Origin of the sequence: Desulfonatronum sp. SC1 (assembly GCF_003046795.1) — a bacterium.
Lineage (GTDB): Bacteria > Desulfobacterota > Desulfovibrionia > Desulfovibrionales > Desulfonatronaceae > Desulfonatronum.
Genome location: NZ_PZKN01000031.1, coordinates 12,315 through 31,546, shown reverse-complemented (window position 1 = coordinate 31,546; position 19,232 = coordinate 12,315). Strand labels below are relative to the sequence as shown.

25 protein-coding genes and 1 tRNA gene are annotated in these 19,232 nt (G+C 59.6%); 7 read left to right on the top strand and 19 right to left on the bottom strand.

The features are described from left to right. Positions 1-64 precede the first annotated feature (64 nt). Positions 65-1,162, bottom strand: coding sequence for a phage shock protein operon transcriptional activator (gene pspF / locus C6366_RS15090; RefSeq protein ID WP_107739366.1), 1,098 nt, complete (start codon positions 1,160-1,162; stop codon positions 65-67). 161 nt (positions 1,163-1,323) lie between these two features. Between pspF and C6366_RS15085 the strand changes: the two genes are divergently transcribed. From C6366_RS15085 to pspC, 3 genes are read left to right on the top strand one after another with little or no spacing between them, the layout of a single operon-like run. Next, the gene (locus C6366_RS15085) at positions 1,324-2,052 is read left to right on the top strand and encodes a PspA/IM30 family protein (protein ID WP_107739364.1); all 729 of its coding nucleotides are present in this window, start codon (positions 1,324-1,326) and stop codon (positions 2,050-2,052) included. Between the two features lie 51 nt (positions 2,053-2,103). Next, complete coding sequence (locus C6366_RS15080; RefSeq protein WP_107739362.1) at positions 2,104-2,352, top strand: hypothetical protein; 249 nt, start codon at positions 2,104-2,106, stop codon at positions 2,350-2,352. Then, the gene (gene pspC, locus C6366_RS15075; protein WP_107739360.1) at positions 2,349-2,726 is read left to right on the top strand and encodes an envelope stress response membrane protein PspC; all 378 of its coding nucleotides are present in this window, start codon (positions 2,349-2,351) and stop codon (positions 2,724-2,726) included. Before C6366_RS15080 ends, pspC begins: the two co-directional genes overlap by 4 nt. 13 nt (positions 2,727-2,739) lie before the next feature. On the opposite strand, the gene gnd is transcribed toward pspC, so the two are convergent. Next, complete coding sequence (gene gnd, locus C6366_RS15070; RefSeq protein WP_107739358.1) at positions 2,740-4,209, bottom strand: decarboxylating NADP(+)-dependent phosphogluconate dehydrogenase; 1,470 nt, start codon at positions 4,207-4,209, stop codon at positions 2,740-2,742. Positions 4,210-4,241: 32 nt separating this feature from the next. After that, positions 4,242-4,631 (bottom strand): DUF1622 domain-containing protein, encoded by a 390-nt coding sequence (locus C6366_RS15065; RefSeq protein ID WP_199221526.1) that lies wholly within the window; start codon positions 4,629-4,631, stop codon positions 4,242-4,244. A 76-nt stretch (positions 4,632-4,707) separates the two neighbouring features. Between C6366_RS15065 and C6366_RS15060 the strand changes: the two genes are divergently transcribed. Further along, complete coding sequence (locus C6366_RS15060; RefSeq protein ID WP_158269812.1) at positions 4,708-5,187, top strand: rhodanese-like domain-containing protein; 480 nt, start codon at positions 4,708-4,710, stop codon at positions 5,185-5,187. Positions 5,188-5,197: 10 nt separating this feature from the next. On the opposite strand, the gene C6366_RS15055 is transcribed toward C6366_RS15060, so the two are convergent. From C6366_RS15055 to C6366_RS15035, 5 genes are all read right to left on the bottom strand, one after another. Continuing rightward, positions 5,198-6,037, bottom strand: a complete 840-nt coding sequence (locus tag C6366_RS15055; protein ID WP_107739354.1) for a hypothetical protein — start codon at positions 6,035-6,037, stop codon at positions 5,198-5,200. A 317-nt stretch (positions 6,038-6,354) separates the two neighbouring features. Then, positions 6,355-6,717 (bottom strand): Hpt domain-containing protein, encoded by a 363-nt coding sequence (locus C6366_RS15050; protein ID WP_255412105.1) that lies wholly within the window; start codon positions 6,715-6,717, stop codon positions 6,355-6,357. A 12-nt stretch (positions 6,718-6,729) separates the two neighbouring features. Continuing rightward, complete coding sequence (locus tag C6366_RS15045) at positions 6,730-7,224, bottom strand: integrase core domain-containing protein (RefSeq protein WP_107739350.1); 495 nt, start codon at positions 7,222-7,224, stop codon at positions 6,730-6,732. A 6-nt stretch (positions 7,225-7,230) separates the two neighbouring features. Beyond that, positions 7,231-7,455 (bottom strand): IS3 family transposase, encoded by a 225-nt coding sequence (locus C6366_RS19690; RefSeq protein ID WP_158269810.1) that lies wholly within the window; start codon positions 7,453-7,455, stop codon positions 7,231-7,233. A gap of 152 nt (positions 7,456-7,607) precedes the next feature. Further along, a complete protein-coding gene (locus C6366_RS15035; protein ID WP_107739346.1) occupies positions 7,608-7,997 on the bottom strand; it encodes a transposase in 390 nt (129 codons plus the stop codon). Between the two features lie 138 nt (positions 7,998-8,135). Here C6366_RS15035 and C6366_RS15030 point away from each other — a divergent pair. From C6366_RS15030 to C6366_RS15020, 3 genes are all read left to right on the top strand, one after another. After that, positions 8,136-8,211, top strand: a tRNA-Ala gene (locus tag C6366_RS15030). 393 nt (positions 8,212-8,604) lie between these two features. After that, a complete protein-coding gene (locus C6366_RS15025) occupies positions 8,605-9,201 on the top strand; it encodes a DUF1134 domain-containing protein (RefSeq protein WP_107739344.1) in 597 nt (198 codons plus the stop codon). Positions 9,202-9,298: 97 nt separating this feature from the next. Beyond that, on the top strand, positions 9,299-9,766 hold the full coding sequence (locus tag C6366_RS15020) for a phosphatidylglycerophosphatase A (RefSeq protein ID WP_199221525.1): 468 nt from the start codon (positions 9,299-9,301) through the stop codon (positions 9,764-9,766). 112 nt (positions 9,767-9,878) lie between these two features. Here C6366_RS15020 and pal read toward each other — a convergent pair whose 3' ends face one another. The 11 genes from pal to C6366_RS14965 all read right to left on the bottom strand — a co-directional run bounded on the left by pal (position 9,879) and on the right by C6366_RS14965 (position 19,229). Beyond that, on the bottom strand, positions 9,879-10,454 hold the full coding sequence (pal, locus tag C6366_RS15015) for a peptidoglycan-associated lipoprotein Pal (protein WP_107739340.1): 576 nt from the start codon (positions 10,452-10,454) through the stop codon (positions 9,879-9,881). Positions 10,455-10,491: 37 nt separating this feature from the next. Next, the gene (locus C6366_RS15010) at positions 10,492-11,823 is read right to left on the bottom strand and encodes a TolB family protein (protein WP_107739338.1); all 1,332 of its coding nucleotides are present in this window, start codon (positions 11,821-11,823) and stop codon (positions 10,492-10,494) included. 6 nt (positions 11,824-11,829) lie between these two features. Next, complete coding sequence (locus C6366_RS15005; RefSeq protein ID WP_107739336.1) at positions 11,830-12,720, bottom strand: energy transducer TonB; 891 nt, start codon at positions 12,718-12,720, stop codon at positions 11,830-11,832. Between the two features lie 37 nt (positions 12,721-12,757). After that, complete coding sequence (locus C6366_RS15000; RefSeq protein ID WP_107739334.1) at positions 12,758-13,168, bottom strand: ExbD/TolR family protein; 411 nt, start codon at positions 13,166-13,168, stop codon at positions 12,758-12,760. A gap of 26 nt (positions 13,169-13,194) precedes the next feature. Next, complete coding sequence (locus tag C6366_RS14995) at positions 13,195-13,929, bottom strand: MotA/TolQ/ExbB proton channel family protein (protein ID WP_107739332.1); 735 nt, start codon at positions 13,927-13,929, stop codon at positions 13,195-13,197. Positions 13,930-14,051: 122 nt separating this feature from the next. Next, positions 14,052-14,795 carry an NAD-dependent deacylase gene (locus C6366_RS14990; protein WP_107739330.1) on the bottom strand — a complete coding sequence of 248 codons (744 nt, stop codon included), beginning with the start codon at positions 14,793-14,795 and terminating at the stop codon, positions 14,052-14,054. 211 nt (positions 14,796-15,006) lie between these two features. Continuing rightward, on the bottom strand, positions 15,007-15,669 hold the full coding sequence (locus C6366_RS14985; RefSeq protein ID WP_107739328.1) for a histidinol phosphate phosphatase domain-containing protein: 663 nt from the start codon (positions 15,667-15,669) through the stop codon (positions 15,007-15,009). A gap of 7 nt (positions 15,670-15,676) precedes the next feature. Beyond that, on the bottom strand, positions 15,677-16,171 hold the full coding sequence (locus C6366_RS14980; protein WP_107739326.1) for a bifunctional nuclease family protein: 495 nt from the start codon (positions 16,169-16,171) through the stop codon (positions 15,677-15,679). Next, positions 16,168-17,532, bottom strand: coding sequence for a tRNA (N6-isopentenyl adenosine(37)-C2)-methylthiotransferase MiaB (gene miaB, locus C6366_RS14975; RefSeq protein WP_107739324.1), 1,365 nt, complete (start codon positions 17,530-17,532; stop codon positions 16,168-16,170). The genes C6366_RS14980 and miaB overlap by 4 nt, the downstream gene beginning before the upstream one ends. Continuing rightward, positions 17,529-18,119: an adenylyl-sulfate kinase gene (locus tag C6366_RS14970; RefSeq protein ID WP_107739322.1), complete on the bottom strand. Its 591-nt coding sequence runs from the start codon at positions 18,117-18,119 to the stop codon at positions 17,529-17,531. Before C6366_RS14970 ends, miaB begins: the two co-directional genes overlap by 4 nt. Before the next feature lie 3 nt (positions 18,120-18,122). Then, positions 18,123-19,229: a phosphotransferase family protein gene (locus tag C6366_RS14965; protein WP_107739320.1), complete on the bottom strand. Its 1,107-nt coding sequence runs from the start codon at positions 19,227-19,229 to the stop codon at positions 18,123-18,125. Between the last annotated feature and the right edge of the window lie 3 nt (positions 19,230-19,232).

Below are 19,232 nucleotides of genomic sequence, written 5' to 3'. Positions count from 1 at the left end.
GGCTATGTGCGCACGGAGATCTTGTCAAGAAAAGCATGTCGCTGCACTGCTCCCCCCCGATTCGTCACTCTCCTGGACCAGCTTCCCCCTCCAATTCTAGGTCCCCCCGATGTTTCCGGTACAGGCCGCGAAACTGATGATAGCGCAGGCCGAGGATTTCAGCGGCCCGGCGCTGGTTAAACCTGGCTTGACGTAATGCTTGGCGCAGGCGGCGACGTTCCAGGTCGTCCATGGCTTCCGGCAAACTGATTTGATCAAAGACGGGTTCTTTCGTGGTCCCAGGGTGAGTGGTCGTCATGCCGGATTGTGAAGGTCGCCGGAGAAGATTGGCCTGCTCAGTATTCTCCACGCTGACGACGCTTCCCGCTGACGGTGTCGCGGCAAAAGGGTCCATAGTCAGCTCCTTGATCACTGTCGCGTCACTGGCCCGAAACACGGCCCGCTCCACGACGTTTTTCAATTCCCGTACATTACCCGGCCAGGAATATGTTTCCAGGGCCTTGACCACGGACGCAGACAGGCGTGGCGGTTCGAAACGGCCCAGTTCCACGGCCATCCGGGCCGCGAAGTGCTCAGCCAGCAGGGCTGCGTCTCCATTTCGCTCACGGAGTGGTGGAATGCGAAGAACCTCGAAGGCCAGGCGGTCCAGCAGATCGGGTTTGAACCGCCCCTGGGCCACCAGGGCGACGAGATCGGCGTTGGTGGCCGCGATGATCCGGACGTCCACCTCCAGGGGTGAGGAACCGCCAAGGCGTTCCACGACTTGGTACTCGGCCACGCGCAAAATCTTTTCCTGCATGTTCAGGGGCATGGTACCGATTTCGTCCAAAAACAGGGTGCCCTTGTGCGCCGCCTCAAACCGACCTCGCCGCAATCGGACCGCTCCGGTGAAGGCTCCCGGCTCATGGCCGAAAAGTTCGGATTCCAGAAGCGACTCGGACAAAGCCGAGCAATTCACGGCCACCAGCGGCCCCTGCCAGCGATGGGAATGGTAGTGCAACCGAATCGCGGCCAGTTCCTTGCCCGTTCCCCGCTCGCCGATGATGACCACGGGCCGGTTCACCTTGGCCACGGCAACAATGCGCTCTTGCAAGGCCAGGAAGGCGTCCGAACGGCCCAGGGCTTCGGGGATCGCGGAGACACTCGTGGTGATATTCGCCATAGATTGCATCTATCTGCCAAATACTGTCTATCTTCGTCAAGCACCATTGTTTCTTTTTCACCGCAATACACTAAAATACCAGATGATCATATTCTGGCACGCCATATGCTTTTTTCCTGAAACGATCACATCGCCCCGGAAACCGCAAGGAGGACCATATTATGGGTATTTTCACCAGATTTCGCGACATCATCAGTTCCAACATCAACGCCATGTTGGAGAAGGCCGAAGATCCGGAAAAACTGCTGCGCCTGATGATCCAGGAGATGGAGGAAACCCTGGTGGAACTCAAGGCCTCCTGCGCCGGGGCCATGGCCGCCGCGGTCAGGATTCGCCGGGAATGGGAGCAGGTGGACGCCAAGGTCCTGGGCTGGGGAGACAAAGCCGCCCTGGCCGTGGACAAGGGCTACGAAGACATGGCCAGGGAAGCCCTGTTAGAAAAGCGAGAATTGGAGGTCAAGGCCGACCGATTGGCCGGGGAACTGGCCGAAAGCGAGGGAATTATCGAAGGCTACAAGGCCGATATCGCCACGCTGGAGGAAAAGCTGCTCTCGGCCAAGGACAAACAACGTCTTCTCATCCAGCGCCACATGCGCGCCAAAGGCCGCAAGCGAGCCGGGCTGGATATGCGCCGTGCCGACTCCCATGCGGCCATGCTGCGCTTCGAGGAGTTCGAGCAGCGCATCGACCGGATGGAGGCCGAAGCAGATCTGGCCGGTCCTTGGGCAACATCCTCAATTGGTCGTCAACGACAGGGGAAAGGTGAGAAAGCCTTTACGCTGGAGGAAAAATTCGCCAAGTTGGCCGCGGACGAGGATATCGAACGCGAACTGGCCTCCTTGCGCGCCAGAAACGCTGCTCCGTCCGGGCCTGACCAGACGGGGCTCTAATCGGCCTCTAGCCGCTTGCCTACTTCCCAACCACAATCAAGGAATACGAACATGATGGGTTTTCTGACCACCTTGGTTCTCGCCGGAACGGCGTTGATCATCGTCTTCTTCCTGGGCGTGATCGTACTCACCGGCATTCGCCATTTCCGTTCCGGCCCGGACGGCCGATTATCGCCGGAAGAGACCGACGAGGCCCGCATGATCCAGGAGATCTATCAAAGCTTGGAAAAACTGGACGCCCGGGTGGACAACCTGGAATCCATCCTGATGCGCCAAAACGACGAAGGTGGTCCAAAATGATCAACCAAGCGGGCCGGGATCGGCTCTACCGCTCCAGGAGCGGCATGATTCTCGGAGTGTGCAAGGGTTTGGCCCGTTACTTCGACGTGTCCCTGTTCTGGACCCGGGTCATCGCCGTGCTGCTGATGTTCTTCACCGGCTTCTGGCCCCTGGTGGGCATCTACCTGCTGGCCGGATTCCTGCTCAAGCCCGAACCCGTGCTGCCCTTGAACAACGACGAGGAAAGCGATTTCTATCAGGCCTACGCCCGCTCCAGGAACGAAGGCCTATCCAGAATCAAAAGCAAATTCGACCGCCTGGACAAACGCATCCGCCGCCTGGAAAACGTCGTCACATCCAAGGAATTCGACTGGGATCGCCGATTCAGGCGGTAGGCCGAAGGTCCGATCAGACGTTGTACGTCGACGACGCGGTATCTCCCCCGGTCCCGGTCCAGTTGGTGTGGAAGAACTCCCCTCTGGGCTTGTCGATGCGCTCGTAGGTGTGCGCACCGAAGTAGTCGCGCTGGGCCTGGAGCAGATTGGCCGGGAGGCGTTCGCAGCGGTAGCCGTCGTAGTAGCACAGAGATGCGGCCATTACAGGGGCCGGAACGCCCAGGTCCACCGCCGTTTTCAAAACCGTGCGCCACGCCGCCTGAGCCCCGGCCAGGACTTCGCGAAAGTACGGAGCCAGCAGCAGGTTGGCCAGGCCAGGGTCGCCGTCGTAGGCTTCCTTGATTGTGCCCAGAAAGCGGGCCCGGATGATGCATCCTTCCCGCCAGAGCAGGGCGATCTCCCCGAAATTCAGATTCCATCCATATTCCATCGAAGCCGCGCGCAAAAGCTGAAAGCCCTGGGCGTAGGAGCAAATCTTGGCCGCGTAGACGGCTTTTTCCAATTGATCCACGAATGCGGCCGTATCGCCGTCAATGCCTTGCGAGGCAGCCTTGCCAGGGCCTGAAAGATACGGCCCGGCCGCAACACGTTCATCTTTGATCGCGGAGAGGCAGCGGGCAAAGACCGCCTCGGCGATCTGGGGGATGGCAACGCCCAGGTCCAGGCCGACCTGGGAGGTCCACTTGCCCGTGCCTTTCTGACCGGCCGTGTCCAGGATCAAATCCACGGTGGGCGTCCCGCTTTCCGGATCCACGTGCCCGAGGATGTCCGCGGTGATTTCTATCAGATAGGAGTCTAATTCCCTGGTGTTCCAGGCAGCGAAAATGGGTTGAATCTGGTCCGCGCTCATGCCCAGGCCTTGGGATAGCAGATGATAGGCCTCGCAGATCAACTGCATGTCGCCGTATTCAATCCCATTGTGGACCATCTTCACGAAATGCCCGGACCCGTCCGGTCCGACCCAGTCGCAACACGGGGTCCCGTCCGCCACCTTGGCCGCGATGGCCTGGAAAATCGGCTTCAACGCCGGCCAGGCCTGGGCATTGCCGCCTGGCATGATGGACGGCCCGAGCAAGGCCCCCTCCTCTCCCCCGGAAACCCCGGCCCCGACATACAGCAACTCTTTAGCGGCCAAATCCGTACAACGCCGGGTGGTGTCCAGGTAGGAACTGTTGCCGCCGTCTACGAGGATATCCCCTGGCTCCAGCAGCGGTTCCAGGGCGTTGATGAGCTGATCCACGGCCGATCCGGCACGGACCATGAACATGATCCTACGCGGTCGTTCCAGGCTGGCGACCAGCTCTTCCAGGGTCCGGCATCCGATCAGGTTCTTCCCTTGGCCGCGACCGGCCAAAAAAGCGTCCACCTTGTCCACGGTCCGGTTGTGACAGGCCACGCGGAAGCCCTTGCTCTCCATGTTCAGAATCAGATTTTCACCCATTACCGCCAAACCGATCACCCCGATATCCGCGAGCTTGTCCATTCGTTCATCCTCTCTTACAATTGCTGGTTGCGTCACACAAAATCCCCGTTTTCTTGGTCTTCACGGGGCCGTCGCCAGGGCAGGTGGCCGTTCAGCTCGATTTCCAGGGAAAAGCTGAGGAAAGTCCGGATCAGCACCAAAAGCCCCAGCAGGGCGACATGCTGCAAGTTGAAATTGTGGGTGGCGGTGAGGATGATGTCCCCGGCCACCAGGAGTTCCAACCCCAGCAGGATGGCCTTGCCCATGCCGCGCCGATAGGTGTGGTAGAAACGATCCGTGCTCCGATGTACCCAGGAGCGGTACAAAAAAAGTCCGGTAGTGGCCACCACGCCGACGCAGATTACCGCCACGCCCAGGGCCTCGATGCTCAGGGCGGCGTAATACATGAAACTCATGAACAACCCGCTGGGCTCTCCAACCATGTCGCACTCCAACGCTCAAATGTTTCAACCAGAAAGAGCCTTGCTTCCTTCCCGGAGAGGTCTTACAGAGGTTTCCATGCCTACCTCGTCATCAAAGCCCTCAAGACGCTACCTGATCCCCGCCGCGTTTCTAGCCCTGCTGGTCGCGGTGCTGATTTTTCACTACGCGACCCAGTCGTCTCCAATAACCGTTTCGGGAGAAAACCTTACGGCCAAAGCCGCCTGGGAGCAGGTTCAGGAAGGAGGACTGACCATCGTGGACATCCGACGTCCGGAGGAATGGCGGCAAACCGGAACGCCTCAAGGCGCGATCCGGCTGTCCTTCGAAACTCATCCCGAAGGGCCGGAAGGCTTCCTTCGCGACCTGGAAGCGGCCCTGGAATCCGACAAGACCAGCCCCTTCGCCATTATCTGCCGCACGGGCAATCGTACCGGCCTGCTGCTTCCCTTCCTGCACGCCAACGGATTCACCGAGGCCCAGGCTATCCCCGAAGGCATGGCCGGAAGCAGCCATGGACGCGGCTGGCTACGCCACGACCTACCGGTGGACCGCTGAAACCGGCCCGTCACCCCGTCTCGTCCACGATCCGCCCGGAATTACGAAACAGCAAATCCAACAGGATTTGCTCCAGGGACTTCGTCGGCACATGCCGCCGGGCCTCCACGGCCTGGTCCAGCAGATTTGCCTGGGATTCCAGTGACGCGGCCTGATACTCCAACCCGTCCTGGCGGCGGGTGTAGATGTCCTCAATGAGGGTCATGTCGCCGATATAACTGGATAGGGTCTGTAATTGAGCATTGAGGTCGGTTTCGAGATTGTCGCCAGTCAGCGTACTCCAGGCGAAGTCCGAATTATCCTCATCCAGCGCCCGGAAAGTGAGATCAAACCCGCCATCCGGAAAACCCTGGATATGCACCTTCCCATCCGAGGTAATCTGCTGGGTATCCCATTGGCTTGCGTCCAGGAGGGCGATGTTGTTGAAGCGGGTGGACTCGACGGTGCTGGTGATGCGTTTGCGCAATGCATCGTAATCATCCTTGTCCTCCGGAGAGATCGATCCTCCTTCATCGATTTTTTGTTGAACGGACTTGGCCAGCGCCTCCATTTCTTCCAACAGCCCCTTGATGGTGCTCACGGCCTCCTTGGCAACACCCATCATGGCCCCGGCCTCCTTCACGTTCCGGGCATTCTGCCGGATGGTCCTGCTGTCCGCGCGGAGCTTGCCGGTGATGGCCTCGTCAAAGGGATTAGTCAGGGGCTGGACGGGCTGGCGGCCCAGGATCATGGACCGCAGATTTGCGCCCACGCTGGAACCATGGAAATAGGCGTTCATCAGCATGTCCTGCTGCCAAAGCTGATTGGCCGTATCGAAAACCACGAGTCGTTGCAGATCACTTAAAGCCATGATGGTCCCCCCTGGTGATCGGTGGAAGATCAGAGTTGTTTTGAAGATACGAGGAGGATGAATATGAAGCAACTCCATATCTAATCGGCAAGCCAACCGAAAACTTGATGATCAAGCCGCCATCGCATTGTTCAGGCCGTTGAATCACACTCCGACCTCAGAAGCCCCGCCTCAATACGTTCCACAATCTCCAACGCGCTCTCAAAATCCAAACGCTCCAGGCTCGCTTCCAGGCTCGCCACGTCGTCATTCATCCCCCGCCCCAGGAGTTCCTCTTGAATCTCCGAGAAACTCTTGCGGGCCTTGATGTTGTTGTTTTAGAGCAGTTTACGGAATGCATTGAGGGTGATCAAAGATTCCGGCGACAAGGGGCGATGGGTTGAGGCTTCGGCTGCATCCGCCGGGGCCGTGGCTCTCGCCTCTCCATGTTCCGCTAGAGTCAGGGCGGCCTCGACGGCCAGCGTCAGAGTTGCTTCCAGGGATTGAAGCAAATCATCCAGGTTGTTGGCCTGGCCGTTGGCCAGGGCCAGTTCCACCGATGCAGCGGCCTTGGTCAGTTCTTGCACATCCAGGGTAGCGGACACGCCTTTGAGAGAATGAGCAAGACGCCGGGCCTCGGCAAGTTGTCCATCCTGCAACAGGCCGCGCAGCTGTAGCGGTCTAGGTTTTTTTGGACACAATTTTGTCCTTATTCACGCCGCCCATGCATACATGGCCTGTTGTTCGCGAACAGCTGAAGGTGTTCGATAGCCATGTCGGGCCACAATCCATCGTCGGTTGTATGTATCCTTAAACTCCAGCAGAGCCTGGCGTAAGTCTTCTACGGTGTAGAAATGCCTCACCAAGAGCAGGTTTTCCTTGAGAATGCGAACAAAGCGTTCAGCGATACCATTGCCTTGGGGTTCGCGCACATAGGCAGGGGAGCTTTCAATACCCAGGTATTTCAACTCGTCCTGATACACTTCTGATATAAACTGGCTGCCATGATCGTGACGCAATTTCAAACCCGTGGCCACGCCTTGGCCAAAGATGCTGAAGCTGTGGCGCATCCCTTGCCGAATGGGCTCCAACGCCTCGAAGCGCGTACCTCTGGTTGCGGCATGAATGCCGACGCACTCCAGGGAACAATGGTCCACGGCGAAGAATATCGAGGCGTTGCCTTCTTTGAGCGTCAGCGTTGTGGTCATGTCCGTTCACCACATTTCGTCGACCCGCATGGTTTTAATCGTCCCGTCGTGGGCTTTGGGGCCGTGGGGCTTTCGAGGCCGCTGAAAGGCCAACAAGGCGTATTCACGCATTATTCTCAACGTACGCAACGGCGAGGTCCGGAAGCCGCGAAAACGAAGTTGAGCCCAAACCTTGCGGTATCCCTCTCCAGTAAAAGGACTCTCTTGAAGCACTCGGCGAATTTGTTCCACCAGAACCTCGTCGCTGTGAAGCCCTTTGGGACCGGGCTTCCGATGTTGACCAGGTTGTCGGCTCCAATAGAAAGAAGAACGTGCAATGCCCCACAAGGCGCAGACGCGAGCCAAGCCGTATACTCTGCCAGTGGAGGGCGAAGCGGCGCGGCTCACTTCTTCGACCTGCTCCACGCCAAAGGGCGTCCTTGCTCCATGCGGACGATCTTCTCTCGGAGAAGCTCGTTCTCCATAGTCTGTTCGCCGATCTTGGCGTTGAGGCGCTGCACCTCGGCTTCAACTTGTGCTGACCGCGTTTTGAATGCCTCCGCTCCTGCAGCAAGGAAGACGTCTCTCCACTTTGAGAGCGTGGCCGCGGGAACGCCGAGTTCCCGGCTCAAAAATTCCATGTCCTCACCGCGAAGCAATCGCAGCACAGCCTCTGTCTTGTGCTTCGGCCAGAAGCGTTGCGGCCTCGAATTCGACGCCCCCTCCCCAGCCTCGCTCGGCCTACGACCTCCCTCCGCTGGGGAGGGGGCCTGCCCAAAACCACCTTTGCTCATTGTACACCTCCTGGGGGTTTTGTCTTACCCCCAATTCGGTGTCCAAGAAAACCCTATACCAGTCCAATCCGGACAACTGCGTCCCTCAAAAAAACTTGACCGCCTCCAAGTCAATTGATAAGATTATACCTTTATCAGGGGGGCGTGGCTCAGTTGGGAGAGCGCTGCCTTCGCAAGGCAGAGGCCGGGGGTTCGAATCCCCCCGTCTCCACCAGAATATCAAGGGGCAGAGAAGCGATTCTCTGCCCCTTTTTTTTGATCTTCGCCGGAGCGGCCCATGAATGCCCACACAAATGCCCCAGCACACCCACTGCCCGATACAATTACAACGAGACGTCCATTTCGGGAAAAATCAGCGTAGAGTAGGGTCATGTACAGTGTGTGCTGAATAATTTGCAAAGCTGTATAAAAGAATCGGAGTAAAAATCAGTCCGGGACAAGCAATGGGAACAGTTGGAATCCCCGCCCGAATTTGACGGTTTCCCGCCATCTTGATCATGTCTATTATTCCAAGTAATGCTCTCCATGGCAATATTTTACTGAGATCCATTCGATCCGGCGGAAAGCACTATTCTGATTCCAAGAAACAGCTAACAGGGAGACATTTATGATCACTTTCCGGAACACGACCATCGTCATGGGACTGACTCTCTGGTTCTGCTTTTTCCTGGCCATGACCCAGGCCATGGCCCAGGCCCCTCACGGCATGGAAACCGAATCGCAAACTTACAGCAAGGAAGAAATCAGCAACCATGTGGAAGGCTTTTTCGAAGGGACCACCGAAGGGTTAGCCGACATTCTGAACAGGATATTCGCCGAGCAAGGCCGTCCAACCGGTTTCATCAAGGGTGACGAGGCCGGAGGGGCCTTGGTGGTCGGGTTGCGTTACGGCAAGGGCCAGTTGCAGCTAAAGGGCCAAGATCCTGTCGATGTGTTCTGGCAAGGGCCGTCCGTGGGCTTCGACGTTGGGCTGCATGCCGCGAAGGTCTTCACCCTGGTTTACAACCTGACCGACCCCAATCTAATCTTCCAGCGTTTTCCAGGGGTGGACGGCAGCGTCTACGTCCTTGGGGGAGTTAGCATGAACTATCAAAAGAGCAATGAGATCATCCTCGCGCCTATCCGTACCGGTGTCGGCCTGCGCCTGGGAGCCAGCGTTGGCTACCTGCACTACACTAGGCAGGAGCACGTCAACCCGTTCTGACACCATTCCGACAACGTTCTGATACGGGCACATATCGACGTGAGCCTATCTGCCGCGCTTCTGAACACCGGTCCGCCCTAATGCCAGGATTATCCCCATGACCGCGATTATCGACCGCATCGCTTCAAGCATCGCCACTCTCGGACCGTTCGGCCTTCTTCCCAAGGCTCCGGGAACATGGGGCTCCCTGGCCGCAGTGCTCGCAGCCCCTTGGCTGTTCATGCCACTGTCTTTTCCCCTGCGCGTTCTGGTACTCGCGGGCGTATTGGTGGTCGGGACCTGGGCCGCGGCCAGGGCAGAGCGGCGGTTCGGGCGCAAGGATCCCGGATGCGTGGTGGTGGACGAGCTGTTGGGACAATGGCTAACCCTGCTGCCTTTTGCCGTGCTGACTCCCCTGCAACTCGCTGCGGGCTTCGTGTTTTTCCGGGTTGCCGACATACTCAAGCCCTGGCCGGTTCGCGCGGTGGAACGACGGGTTCCCGGAGGACTGGGGGTAATGCTCGACGACGTAGTGGCCGCGGCCCCGGCTGCGGCACTGCTCTGGCTCGTGGTCACGCTGACATAGTCACTCTCAAAACAGGGCAGACACTGCTGCCCCTGCACCAAATAAAAAATCGCCGCCGGGTAACCCCGACGGCGATTTTTTTTCGTGATCGGTTCGAGAACCTTTCACATTCCTACATGTCGAGAATCCGGAACTGAGCGCGACGGTTCTGAGCCCAGGCGGTTTCGTTGCTGGCCGGGTTCAAGGGGCGTTCCTTGCCGTAGCTGACGATCTGCAGCCGATTGGGGCTGATGCCCAAAAGGACCAGGAACTCATATGCGGCCCGAGCACGGCGCTCACCCAAGGCCAGGTTGTACTCGGAGGTCCCCCGTTCGTCGGTATGCCCTTCGATCAGCAGACGGATATCCGAATTCTGCTTCAGCAACTCGGCCTTGGCTTGCAAGACTTCCCGAGCATCTGGACGCAGGTCGTACCTGTCAAAGTCAAAGTGAATCATGTTCGCAGTGATCATCTCGGCCACTTGGCCCAAACGGGCCCTTTCCGCCTCGGAACGCTCCCTGGCCAAGCGTTCTTCAGCCAACTGCTGCTCTCGCAGTCTGGCCTCTTCCCGCAGCCTCGCCTCTTCAGCGGTCTGTTCGGCACTAACGCCCACCGGGCTCGAATCAACCTGCTTCTTGGCGCAACCGGCCCCAAAGGCCAGCATAATGGCCAAAATCAGCCCCAAACCAACAACCCAGTTTCCCCTCATACCTTTTCTCCTTAAAAGACGTTGATGAAAAAATGCTTCACGGTTGCCGCGCCCAGGCCGGCGACGCGAACTCTCCCTCGCCCAGGGGCACCATCCGGGCCTCGTCGCCGTTCCGGGTGGTCAGATAAATCTTGTACTCACCACTCCGATTGGAACTGAAAGCAATAAAGTAACTATCCGGTGCCCATGCAGGACTGACATCATTTCTTGGTCCAAAAGTCAACTGCCGCTCCCTCCCAGTTAGCAGATCGTGCATAAAAATTCTATGCCCTTCGCTGGTTTGGCGCGAAAAAACCACCAATCGCCCATCCGGGCTGAGGCTGGGATTCGTGTTGTAGGTACCCTCGTAGGTCACTCTGCGGGACACCCCGGAGGCTATGTCCACCACGAAAATATGCGGATTTCCGAGCCTGCTGGAGACATAGGCCATTTTGGAGCCTGTGGCGTCGAAACTCGGTGAAATATCGATGGCCCAGCTCTGAACCACCCTTGGGCCCATGCGCAGATCATCGGAAAGCTGGTAAATATTCGGGCTGCCTTCCGGATTCAGACTGACAAAAATATTGCCTTTGTGGTCGAATACCGGAGAAATCACACTGTTCCCCGGCAGTTGAACGCGACGAACGTCACCGCTTTCCTTGTCCAGAACTCCCAAATAGTGTCGGCCGTCGTTGATCAGGGTGAACGCCAATCGTCGGCCGTCCCTGGACCAGGCCGGGCTCATACTGATGCCGCCCAGGCTGGTCAATTGCCGCATCCCCTGGCCCAAAGGGGAAGAAGCCCAAAGTTCCTTATTCTCGCCATGCGTCCGGACCACCGCCAGGGTAGAGCGGAAAAAATCCCCCTGCCCGGTCAGTTCCGCCATCAGGTCCGCGCAAAACCTGGCCGCGATCTCGGGCAGGTCCGCCGGGGTCGCGCCGGTGTAGGCCTTGCCCAGAATCAGGCGCTGTTCAAAGGTCTCGAAGACCCGCAGTTCCACCGGCCCGTTGGGACCGCCCCATCCGGCGGTGAGCACGAGATCGACCCTTTCCAGGCGAAACCGTCGGAAATCCACGTCCTGGGCCGTGACTCCGGGCAGCACGTCCCCACCCAGGATACGGCTCCCCGGAACCAGCCGCAAAAACGGCATGAATCCGAGATAATCCTCCAGATATCCGGCCAGGGTCTCGGCTTCGGCTGGAGGCTGTTGCCCAGCGGCCAGCCCCAGGGGCTTGGCCATGACCAAGTTCAGTTGGGATTGCCCCGGGCCGAAGATATCGATGCTCAAGGTCTGTTGCGCACCGACGTTCCGGGTCGGAAACGCCACGCACAACAGAATCAGCAAAACCAACGCCAAGCGTCGTGAGGTAGTTCCATGAAACACATGCATATTTGATTACAACTCCTGAAGATTGAACGTAATTCGAATGGTGCGCAGGTCGGGACGGGGCGGAGGCGGCAGTTGCCCGGTCTCCTCCACGGCCCGCTCTATGGAAGCGTCGAATCCGGAATGCCCGGAGGAACGCACAACGCGGCTGCCCAAGACACGACCGTCCCGGTCCAGGGAGATGTCCAGCACCGCATTGAGATCCTGCCGCGACGCCCCTTTGGGAAACCGCCACTGGGCCTTGACACGGCTCTCCACCATCTGGGCGTACACCTCCAAGAGCCCCCCATAGCCGCTGCCGGCCTGTCCATCGGCTCCGCCAGGCCCCGAGGCCCCGCTTTGCCGCAGGCTGGCCACGGCCTGATCCCGTGCATCAGGCTGGGCACGTTGCGCCACGTCCCGCTGCACGGATCCGATGGCTTCGGCCATGATCTGCTCACGGGTTGGTTCAGTTCGCGCGGGCTGTCGCGGCGGCTCAGGAGGCTTGGGAGGACTCGGAGCAGGCTTGGGCGGTTCAGGTTTGGGTTCCGGCTTTGGCTCAGGCTTAGGGGCCGGTTTGGGTTCTGGGGCCGGCTTGGGAGGCTCGGGGATGGGAACTTCGGCCTTGGGTTGCGGAGGCGGCGGGGCAGGAGGCGCAACCTCCGGCTTGGGCGCGGGCTTTGGTTGTTCCTGGGCCGCCGGAGCCGGCGTCACGGGAGCCGGCGCGGAAGGCGCCAACGGAGCCGGACGACCGGGAGCGGGCGGATCAAGGCGAACCAGGTCAACCTGGTAGACCACGGGCTTGCTCAGGTCGACCCGGATCTGCTTGCTGGAGGACAGCTGGAACAGACCGATGCCTACCACCCCGATATGCAGGAGCACGGACAGCCCGAAGACAAGTATATGCGTAGGAATGCCCAAATGTTACCTCGCTGGTCGAATCCGAGACAAACGGGCCTCAGGGCTCCCGGGGTTCGGACTCGGCCACGATGCCCAGTCGCTCGACGCCGGCCTCACGGGCCTCGGCCATCACCTGCACCACCAGCCCGTAGGGCACGTCCTTGTCCGCCCGGAGGTAGAGAATCCTGTCCCGGGTCTGGATCAAGCGTTCGACATGCTCTCCCAATTCGCCCAGCGCCACTTCGTATTGATCCAGAAAAATGGAGCCGTCGCTACGGATGGTCAAGACCAGGGTGTCTTCGTCCTGGGGCAGGGTCTGCACAGTCCGGGTCTGGGGCAGATCCACCTCCAGTCCCTCGGTCATGAATGGGGCCGTGACCATGAAGATCACCAGCAGCACGAGCATGACGTCGACGAACGGGACCACGTTCATCTGGTCCATGTATCCTTGACCGGTATGGCCTTCCATACAATTTTCTCCTTGCCCGGGAGCGCCTAAATTTTGTGTTCCTCTAGCCCATTTTCCTCGGACTCCAACTGCCCGGAAACCCAGGGCAACTCTCGTTGAACCCGGTTCAAGAACGCCCCGGCGAAGTTGATCAGCTCCACTTCGATGCTGCCCAGCATTCCCCGAAAGAAATTGTAGGCCACGGACGCGGGGATGGCCACGGCCAGGCCGATGGCCGTGGCTACCAGGGCTTCGGACAGCCCCGGGGCCACGGTGGCCAGGGAAGCGCTGCCCATCTGCCCGATAGCGTAGAAGGAGTGCATGATCCCCCAGACCGTGCCGAACAGTCCGATGAACGGCGCGGTGCTGGCGCAGGTGGCCAGAAACGAGAGCGAGGAAGCCAGATTTCGTATGGAACTGCTGACGTTCTGGCGCAGGACGCGACGCAGATTGTCCATGGCGATCTTGCTCTTCTGGGCCGCGGGCATGGTGGCCCCTTCCAGCCGCTTCAACTCGGCCACGGCCTGATAGGCCAGGGGGTAGAGCGGTGAATCCGCTCCGCGGGCCAGGATATGAACCGCTGACCCAAGGTCCGGGGCGCTCTGAAAGCGCTTGAAGTCCACCAGGGCCTGCTGCTTGGCCCGGCGCAAAATTATGATCTTGTAGAAAATGATGCTCCAACTGGCCAGGGACATGCCCACCAAGAGTAGCATCACCAGTTGCACCACGATGGTCGCTTGGCGGACCAGATCCCAAATGCCGGTTTGTGGAAGAAGCTCCATGAATGAATTTCCTGTATCTATTTGTGATTATTGATGCCGTTTCGTGCGTCCGCTCAACTCCAGTTCAAACACCCTACTTCTGACTACCAACTTCTAACTTCAGACTCCTGTCTTCTCCGCCTTCACCCCAACCGTTCAGCCAGCTCAGGCAGGCACTTCTCGGCCGGCAGGTCCAGGCGGACGTCGGCCAGATCACCGTAGCTGGTCGGGCCCAGGTTGATCTCCAACACCCGACCGCCTCCGGCCTTGACCTGATAAGGGATAATATTGGCCGGAGCCACGTCGCCGGAGGTACCGATGATCACCGCCAGATCGGCCCGGTTACTCCAGCGCTGGCTTTCGGTCAGGGCCACCTGGGGAATGGCCTCGCCGAAAAAGACCAACGACGGGCGAATCACCCCGCCGCAGCCCTCGCACATCCAGGGCAGGTCCGCGGAGGTCAACCCCTGAGCTGTCTCGGCGGAATAATCGCGCCGACAGGCGTTGCAGTAAAAACCGCGGCAGTTGCCGTGGAATTCGATCACGTTGCGCGTCCCTGCCTGCTGGTGCAACCCGTCGATGTTCTGGGTGATCACCATGTCCAGCCGTCCGGCCTGCTCCAGCCGGGTCAAGGCCAGGTGGGCCGGGTTGGGCGCGGCGTTGCCGAACATGGTCAAGGCATCCAGGAGAAACTCCCAGACCGCCTTGGGGTTGCGTTCCAGGCCCCAGGTGCTGGCCACCACGTTAGCGTCGAAGCGGGACCACAACCCGCCGGGGCTACGAAAATCCGGAATCCCGCTGGGCACGGAAATCCCGGCCCCGGTCAACGCCACCACCCTACGTGCGGAGCGCCAGAGTTCGGCAGCCTGGTCGATGAGATTAAACATGTTTGTTTTTAGAGGTTCCGCGGCTCACGGTTCAGGGGTTCACGGTTGGCGATTACGCGTACACAGGCGTCGTCCTTTCAGGATAATAAAAAACGTATACTCCAATCCGGTGGTTAAAACCATCGACAATACGACTTCTCCCTTTCAGGAAGATAAAGCAAGCTGCCCCTATGCCTTCAGGTCTCAGATTTCAGCCCTCATCCTTCAGGCCTCACCCCTCTCCCTTCCGCCTTCCCCTCTCCACCAAGGCCCACGAATTGGCCTCGGCTTGCAGATATTCGTCCTGGGTCAAGCCGGCGCCCAGGGCGACGCGACGGCGTTGGTCGCGGGAGATCAGGTCACCGGGAGCGTGGGCGTCGTTGTTGATCACCAGTTTCGCGCCGAAGCGACGGGCCAGGGCCGCCACGTGGCCGTTGGTCAGGCTGTGGCCCTTGCGGGTGGTGATCTCGAGGTGCACGCCCCGCTCGGCGGCCAATTGGGCCTCCTCGGGGGTGATCAGCCCGGGATGGGCCAGGATGTCCACTCCGGCCTCGATGGCCGCCAGATTCGTGCCAATTTCCACGGGCTCGACAATGGTTTCGCCGTGAACGACCACGAGTTGGGCTCCGTTCATCCGGGCCGAATCCGCCAACCGGGAGATCAATCCTGGAGGAACGTGGGTCAATTCCACGCCCAGCAGGATGTCCAGCCCAAAATACGTAGCGCCCTGGACGGCCACACGGCCCACGTTTTCCAGAACCAGAAACAGATTGCTGGCATCAACGTGGTCGGTGAAGGCCAAGGCCTGGTATCCGGCGGCCTTGGCCCGGCGGGCCAGTTCACCAGGCAGCAGAGCCCCGTCGCTGAACAGGGTGTGGGTGTGCAGATCAATCATAAGCGGATCACATCTTGTACTTGGTGTCGTCAATAGTGTATTTTTCCAGGATTTCATTCCACTGCTGGGCGTCTTCGGTCTTCAGGACCGCCTGGTAGCGATTTTCGCGCACCTCCACGATATGGGCCAGGACTTCCTCGCTGACCCGGATCGGCACCTGGGCCCGCAAGCCCAGGGCGATGGCGTCCGAGGGCCGGCAATCGATCCGCTTCAAGGATTCTCCCTGAAGCACTTCGATTTCCGCGAAATACGTATTGTCGTGCAGCCGGACCACGTCCACGTTGCGCACCTCGCCGCCCAGGGCCTCGATGACCTGGAGCAACAGGTCGTGGGTCATGGGTCGGGGCAGGCGCACGTCGTTAAGAACCATGGAGATGGCCACGGCTTCCATGGCCCCGATCCAGATGGGCAGAACCTGTTTATCCGCCTTGTCCTTGAGGATCAGCACGGGAACCTGACTTTCCTCGTCCAGGGCCAGTCCGTAAATGTGCATTTCAATCATCCGTCCACCTCCATGCATCCCCACAGCGAATGCTTTTTGGCCTCCCGGATCCGCACCGGAACGATTTCCCCGATCATATCCCGGGGGGCTTCCGGCGGCACGGGAAAATTCACGGTCTGCCCGAATTCATCCCGCCCGCGACAGCTGGGCAGGTCTTCCGACGTCTTCCTGCTCTCGCCCTCCACCAGTACCTCGACCCGAGCACCGACCATCCGGCCCAGCCACTGCTCGGACAGTTCGGACTGCACGTCCTGCAGCACCCGCAACCGTTCGGCCTTCACGTCCCGGTCCAGTTTGCCGTCCATGTTCGCGGCCCTGGTCCCGGGACGGTCCGAGTAAACAAAGGAAAAACTGCTCGCAAAGCCCACGCGGCGCATGGCGTCCAGGGTGAGTTGGAAATCCCGGTCCGTTTCACCGGGAAAGCCGACGATCAGGTCCGTGGTCAAGGCGATCTCCGGGCGAGTCCGGCGCAGTCCATCGACCAAGTCAAGGTAGTTATCCAGTGTATATTTTCGGCCCATGGCCCGCAATACCGCATCCGAACCGGACTGGAGAGGCAGATGCAGGTGGGGGCAAAGGTTCTGGTGACGGCCGAAGGCGGTGATGGTTTCCGGAGAAAGATCCTTGGGGTGGGAGGTGGTGAAGCGCAGTCGTCGCAGCCCGGGCAGTGAGGCAATGGCGTCCAGCACGGTTGGAAACCCAGGCTCCTTGACTGTTCCCGCACTTTTGGAATCCAATCCATAGCTGTTCACGTTCTGGCCCAGCAGGGTGATTTCCCGTACGCCTCGGTCCACCAAGCCCCGGCATTCGCCAAGAATCGAACCGCTGGACCTGGAGCGCTGACGCCCCCTGGTCAGAGGGACAATGCAGTAGGCGCAAAAATTATCACACCCCTGCATGATGGTGACGTAAGCCTGGCGTTGAACTCCCGGTTCCGCAAGGGCGGCATCCCGCTCGGGGAAAGATTCCGTAAAATCCAGAAAAGACATCCGCAAATCAGGTTCACGAGTCAAGCGGGCCAGGGCGTCCGGAACCATGGGCAGCCCGTCCGGCCCGAAAATCAAACGGACGTACGGGAACCGCGCGAAAAAGGTCTCCCCCACCTGCTGGGCCACGCAACCACCCACGGCCACGAGCAGTTCGGGATTGCGCAGCCACAGATCCCGCAATCGCCCCAGATGACTGTAGACCTTCTGCTCCGGCTTCTCCCGCACGCTGCACGTATTCAAAATCAGGACATCGGCGTCCATTTCCGTACCCTGGGCCCAGCCCAGAGCTTCCAGAGACTTCCCGAGCCACTGGGAATCATGGACGTTCATCTGACAGCCGAAGGTCGTGATATGAAATTGCTTGGCACTCATTCCCACCAGTTCTCCAAAAAACGCAGCACGTGGTCCCTGGCCTGGTCGATGGTCAAGGCCGCGCCGTCTACCACGCATTCCGCGCCGGGATTCTCTTCAAAGGGCACATCCACCCCGATCACCTGTCCCAAACCGGGATGCTCGCGGCCGGTGCGTCGCCGATCCAGGGCTTTTTCGTACAGCCCGGCCATGACCAGCCCTTCGGGCCGCTCCCGTTCCCGGGCCATGGCAACATCCAGTGGACAGCGGATAAAAACTTCGGCGAATCGCCGAATCCGATTCCGAGCCGCGCCCCGCACCGCCAAGCGATGGGCCGTAGCATCCATGAGTACGCCATGGCCCTGATCCACCAGGTCGGAAGCATCCTGGATAAAACGATCGTAGGCCTGGTTGCGTTCTTCAAGGGAATATGTCGGGTTGGGAAAATAGTTTTTCCGCCGAGCGTCCATTTCCAGGTGAACGACCAACGCCCCCCGCTCTTCCAAAGCGCGGCAGACCGCCTTGGCCAGGGTGCTCTTTCCACAGCCGGGCAACCCCGTGAACCACACGGCCCAGCCGCCGCGGCGCGCAAGTGAGGAACCGGGCACGACTCAGTCCATATAGTCGTTGATCCGGTCATACGCGAACCGCTCGTCGGCCAGGACGTTCTCCATGAACCGGAACAGCCCGAGGCGCACTTCCAGAGGGTGGCCGGGGTACCATTCCGGGGAGGCAATGACCAAGGCGCGGAAGACGTGAAACGGAGCGATCACTTCCAGCATTTCCAGGTCATTGGTCAATTCCAGATAGGTGTCCAAAAAAGTCCGGTACAGCCGCTCGAAATCGCCGGAGAGCCTGGGCTGATCGTACAGCCCGAAGAGCAGGTAATTGCAGCTCATGGTTGAAACGTCGTCCGCCGCGTCGCCCCATTCACCCCGGCTGCGGTCCAGGACCCGAAAGTCACCGTCGGGCTGGATCAGCACGTTCCAGGGATGGAAGTCGCCGTGGACCGCGGCCAGGCGGTGCGCATAACCGCGCAGCTTCCAGCGCCAGTCCACCAGTCGCCGTTCCAGGGTCTGAAAGCGCTCCGGCAGAAAATGTTCATATGGATGCGGATAAGAATCCACCAGCCCGAAAATGCACTCCGATGCGCCGATCAGATTCCTGATCCGCCGCCAGTACAGGTCGGGGTCATCCTTCTTTTGACCATGCACCCCGGCCAGCCACCGGGCAAAAGCCCCGGCCTTGGCCACGTCCTCGGGTTCCAAACCGCTTTGGCGAATCCGCTCCAGGTCCCGGTAATAGTCGTAGCCCTGGACCATCTCGTTGACCATGAAGAATTCCTGGGGAGCCCGCACCGGAATCATCGCGCCGTCACGGTTCACATAGCCCAGCCCCAAGGGACGGACATGCTTGTCCATCAGCCGCCCGGCCTCGTACTGGAACATAAGGATCGCGGCCCGATCCCAGTAGAACTGGTGCCCGTACTTGTCCCCGCGCATGGTGGAAAGCACTGCTTCCTTGGTCTCTCCACCCTGTTCGAAACGGATGTACACCGGCTTGCCGTACCCGAAGTCCTTCATGCCCTGGGTTCCCTGTGCACCCATTTCCCGAGCTTCCAGTAGATGGGCGTCCGGGCCGAACTGATCCCGCAGATACCGGCGCAAATAATCCAGATGCATCTGCAGGGCCGGGCGTTTCTGATTGCGCATGGGCATGAG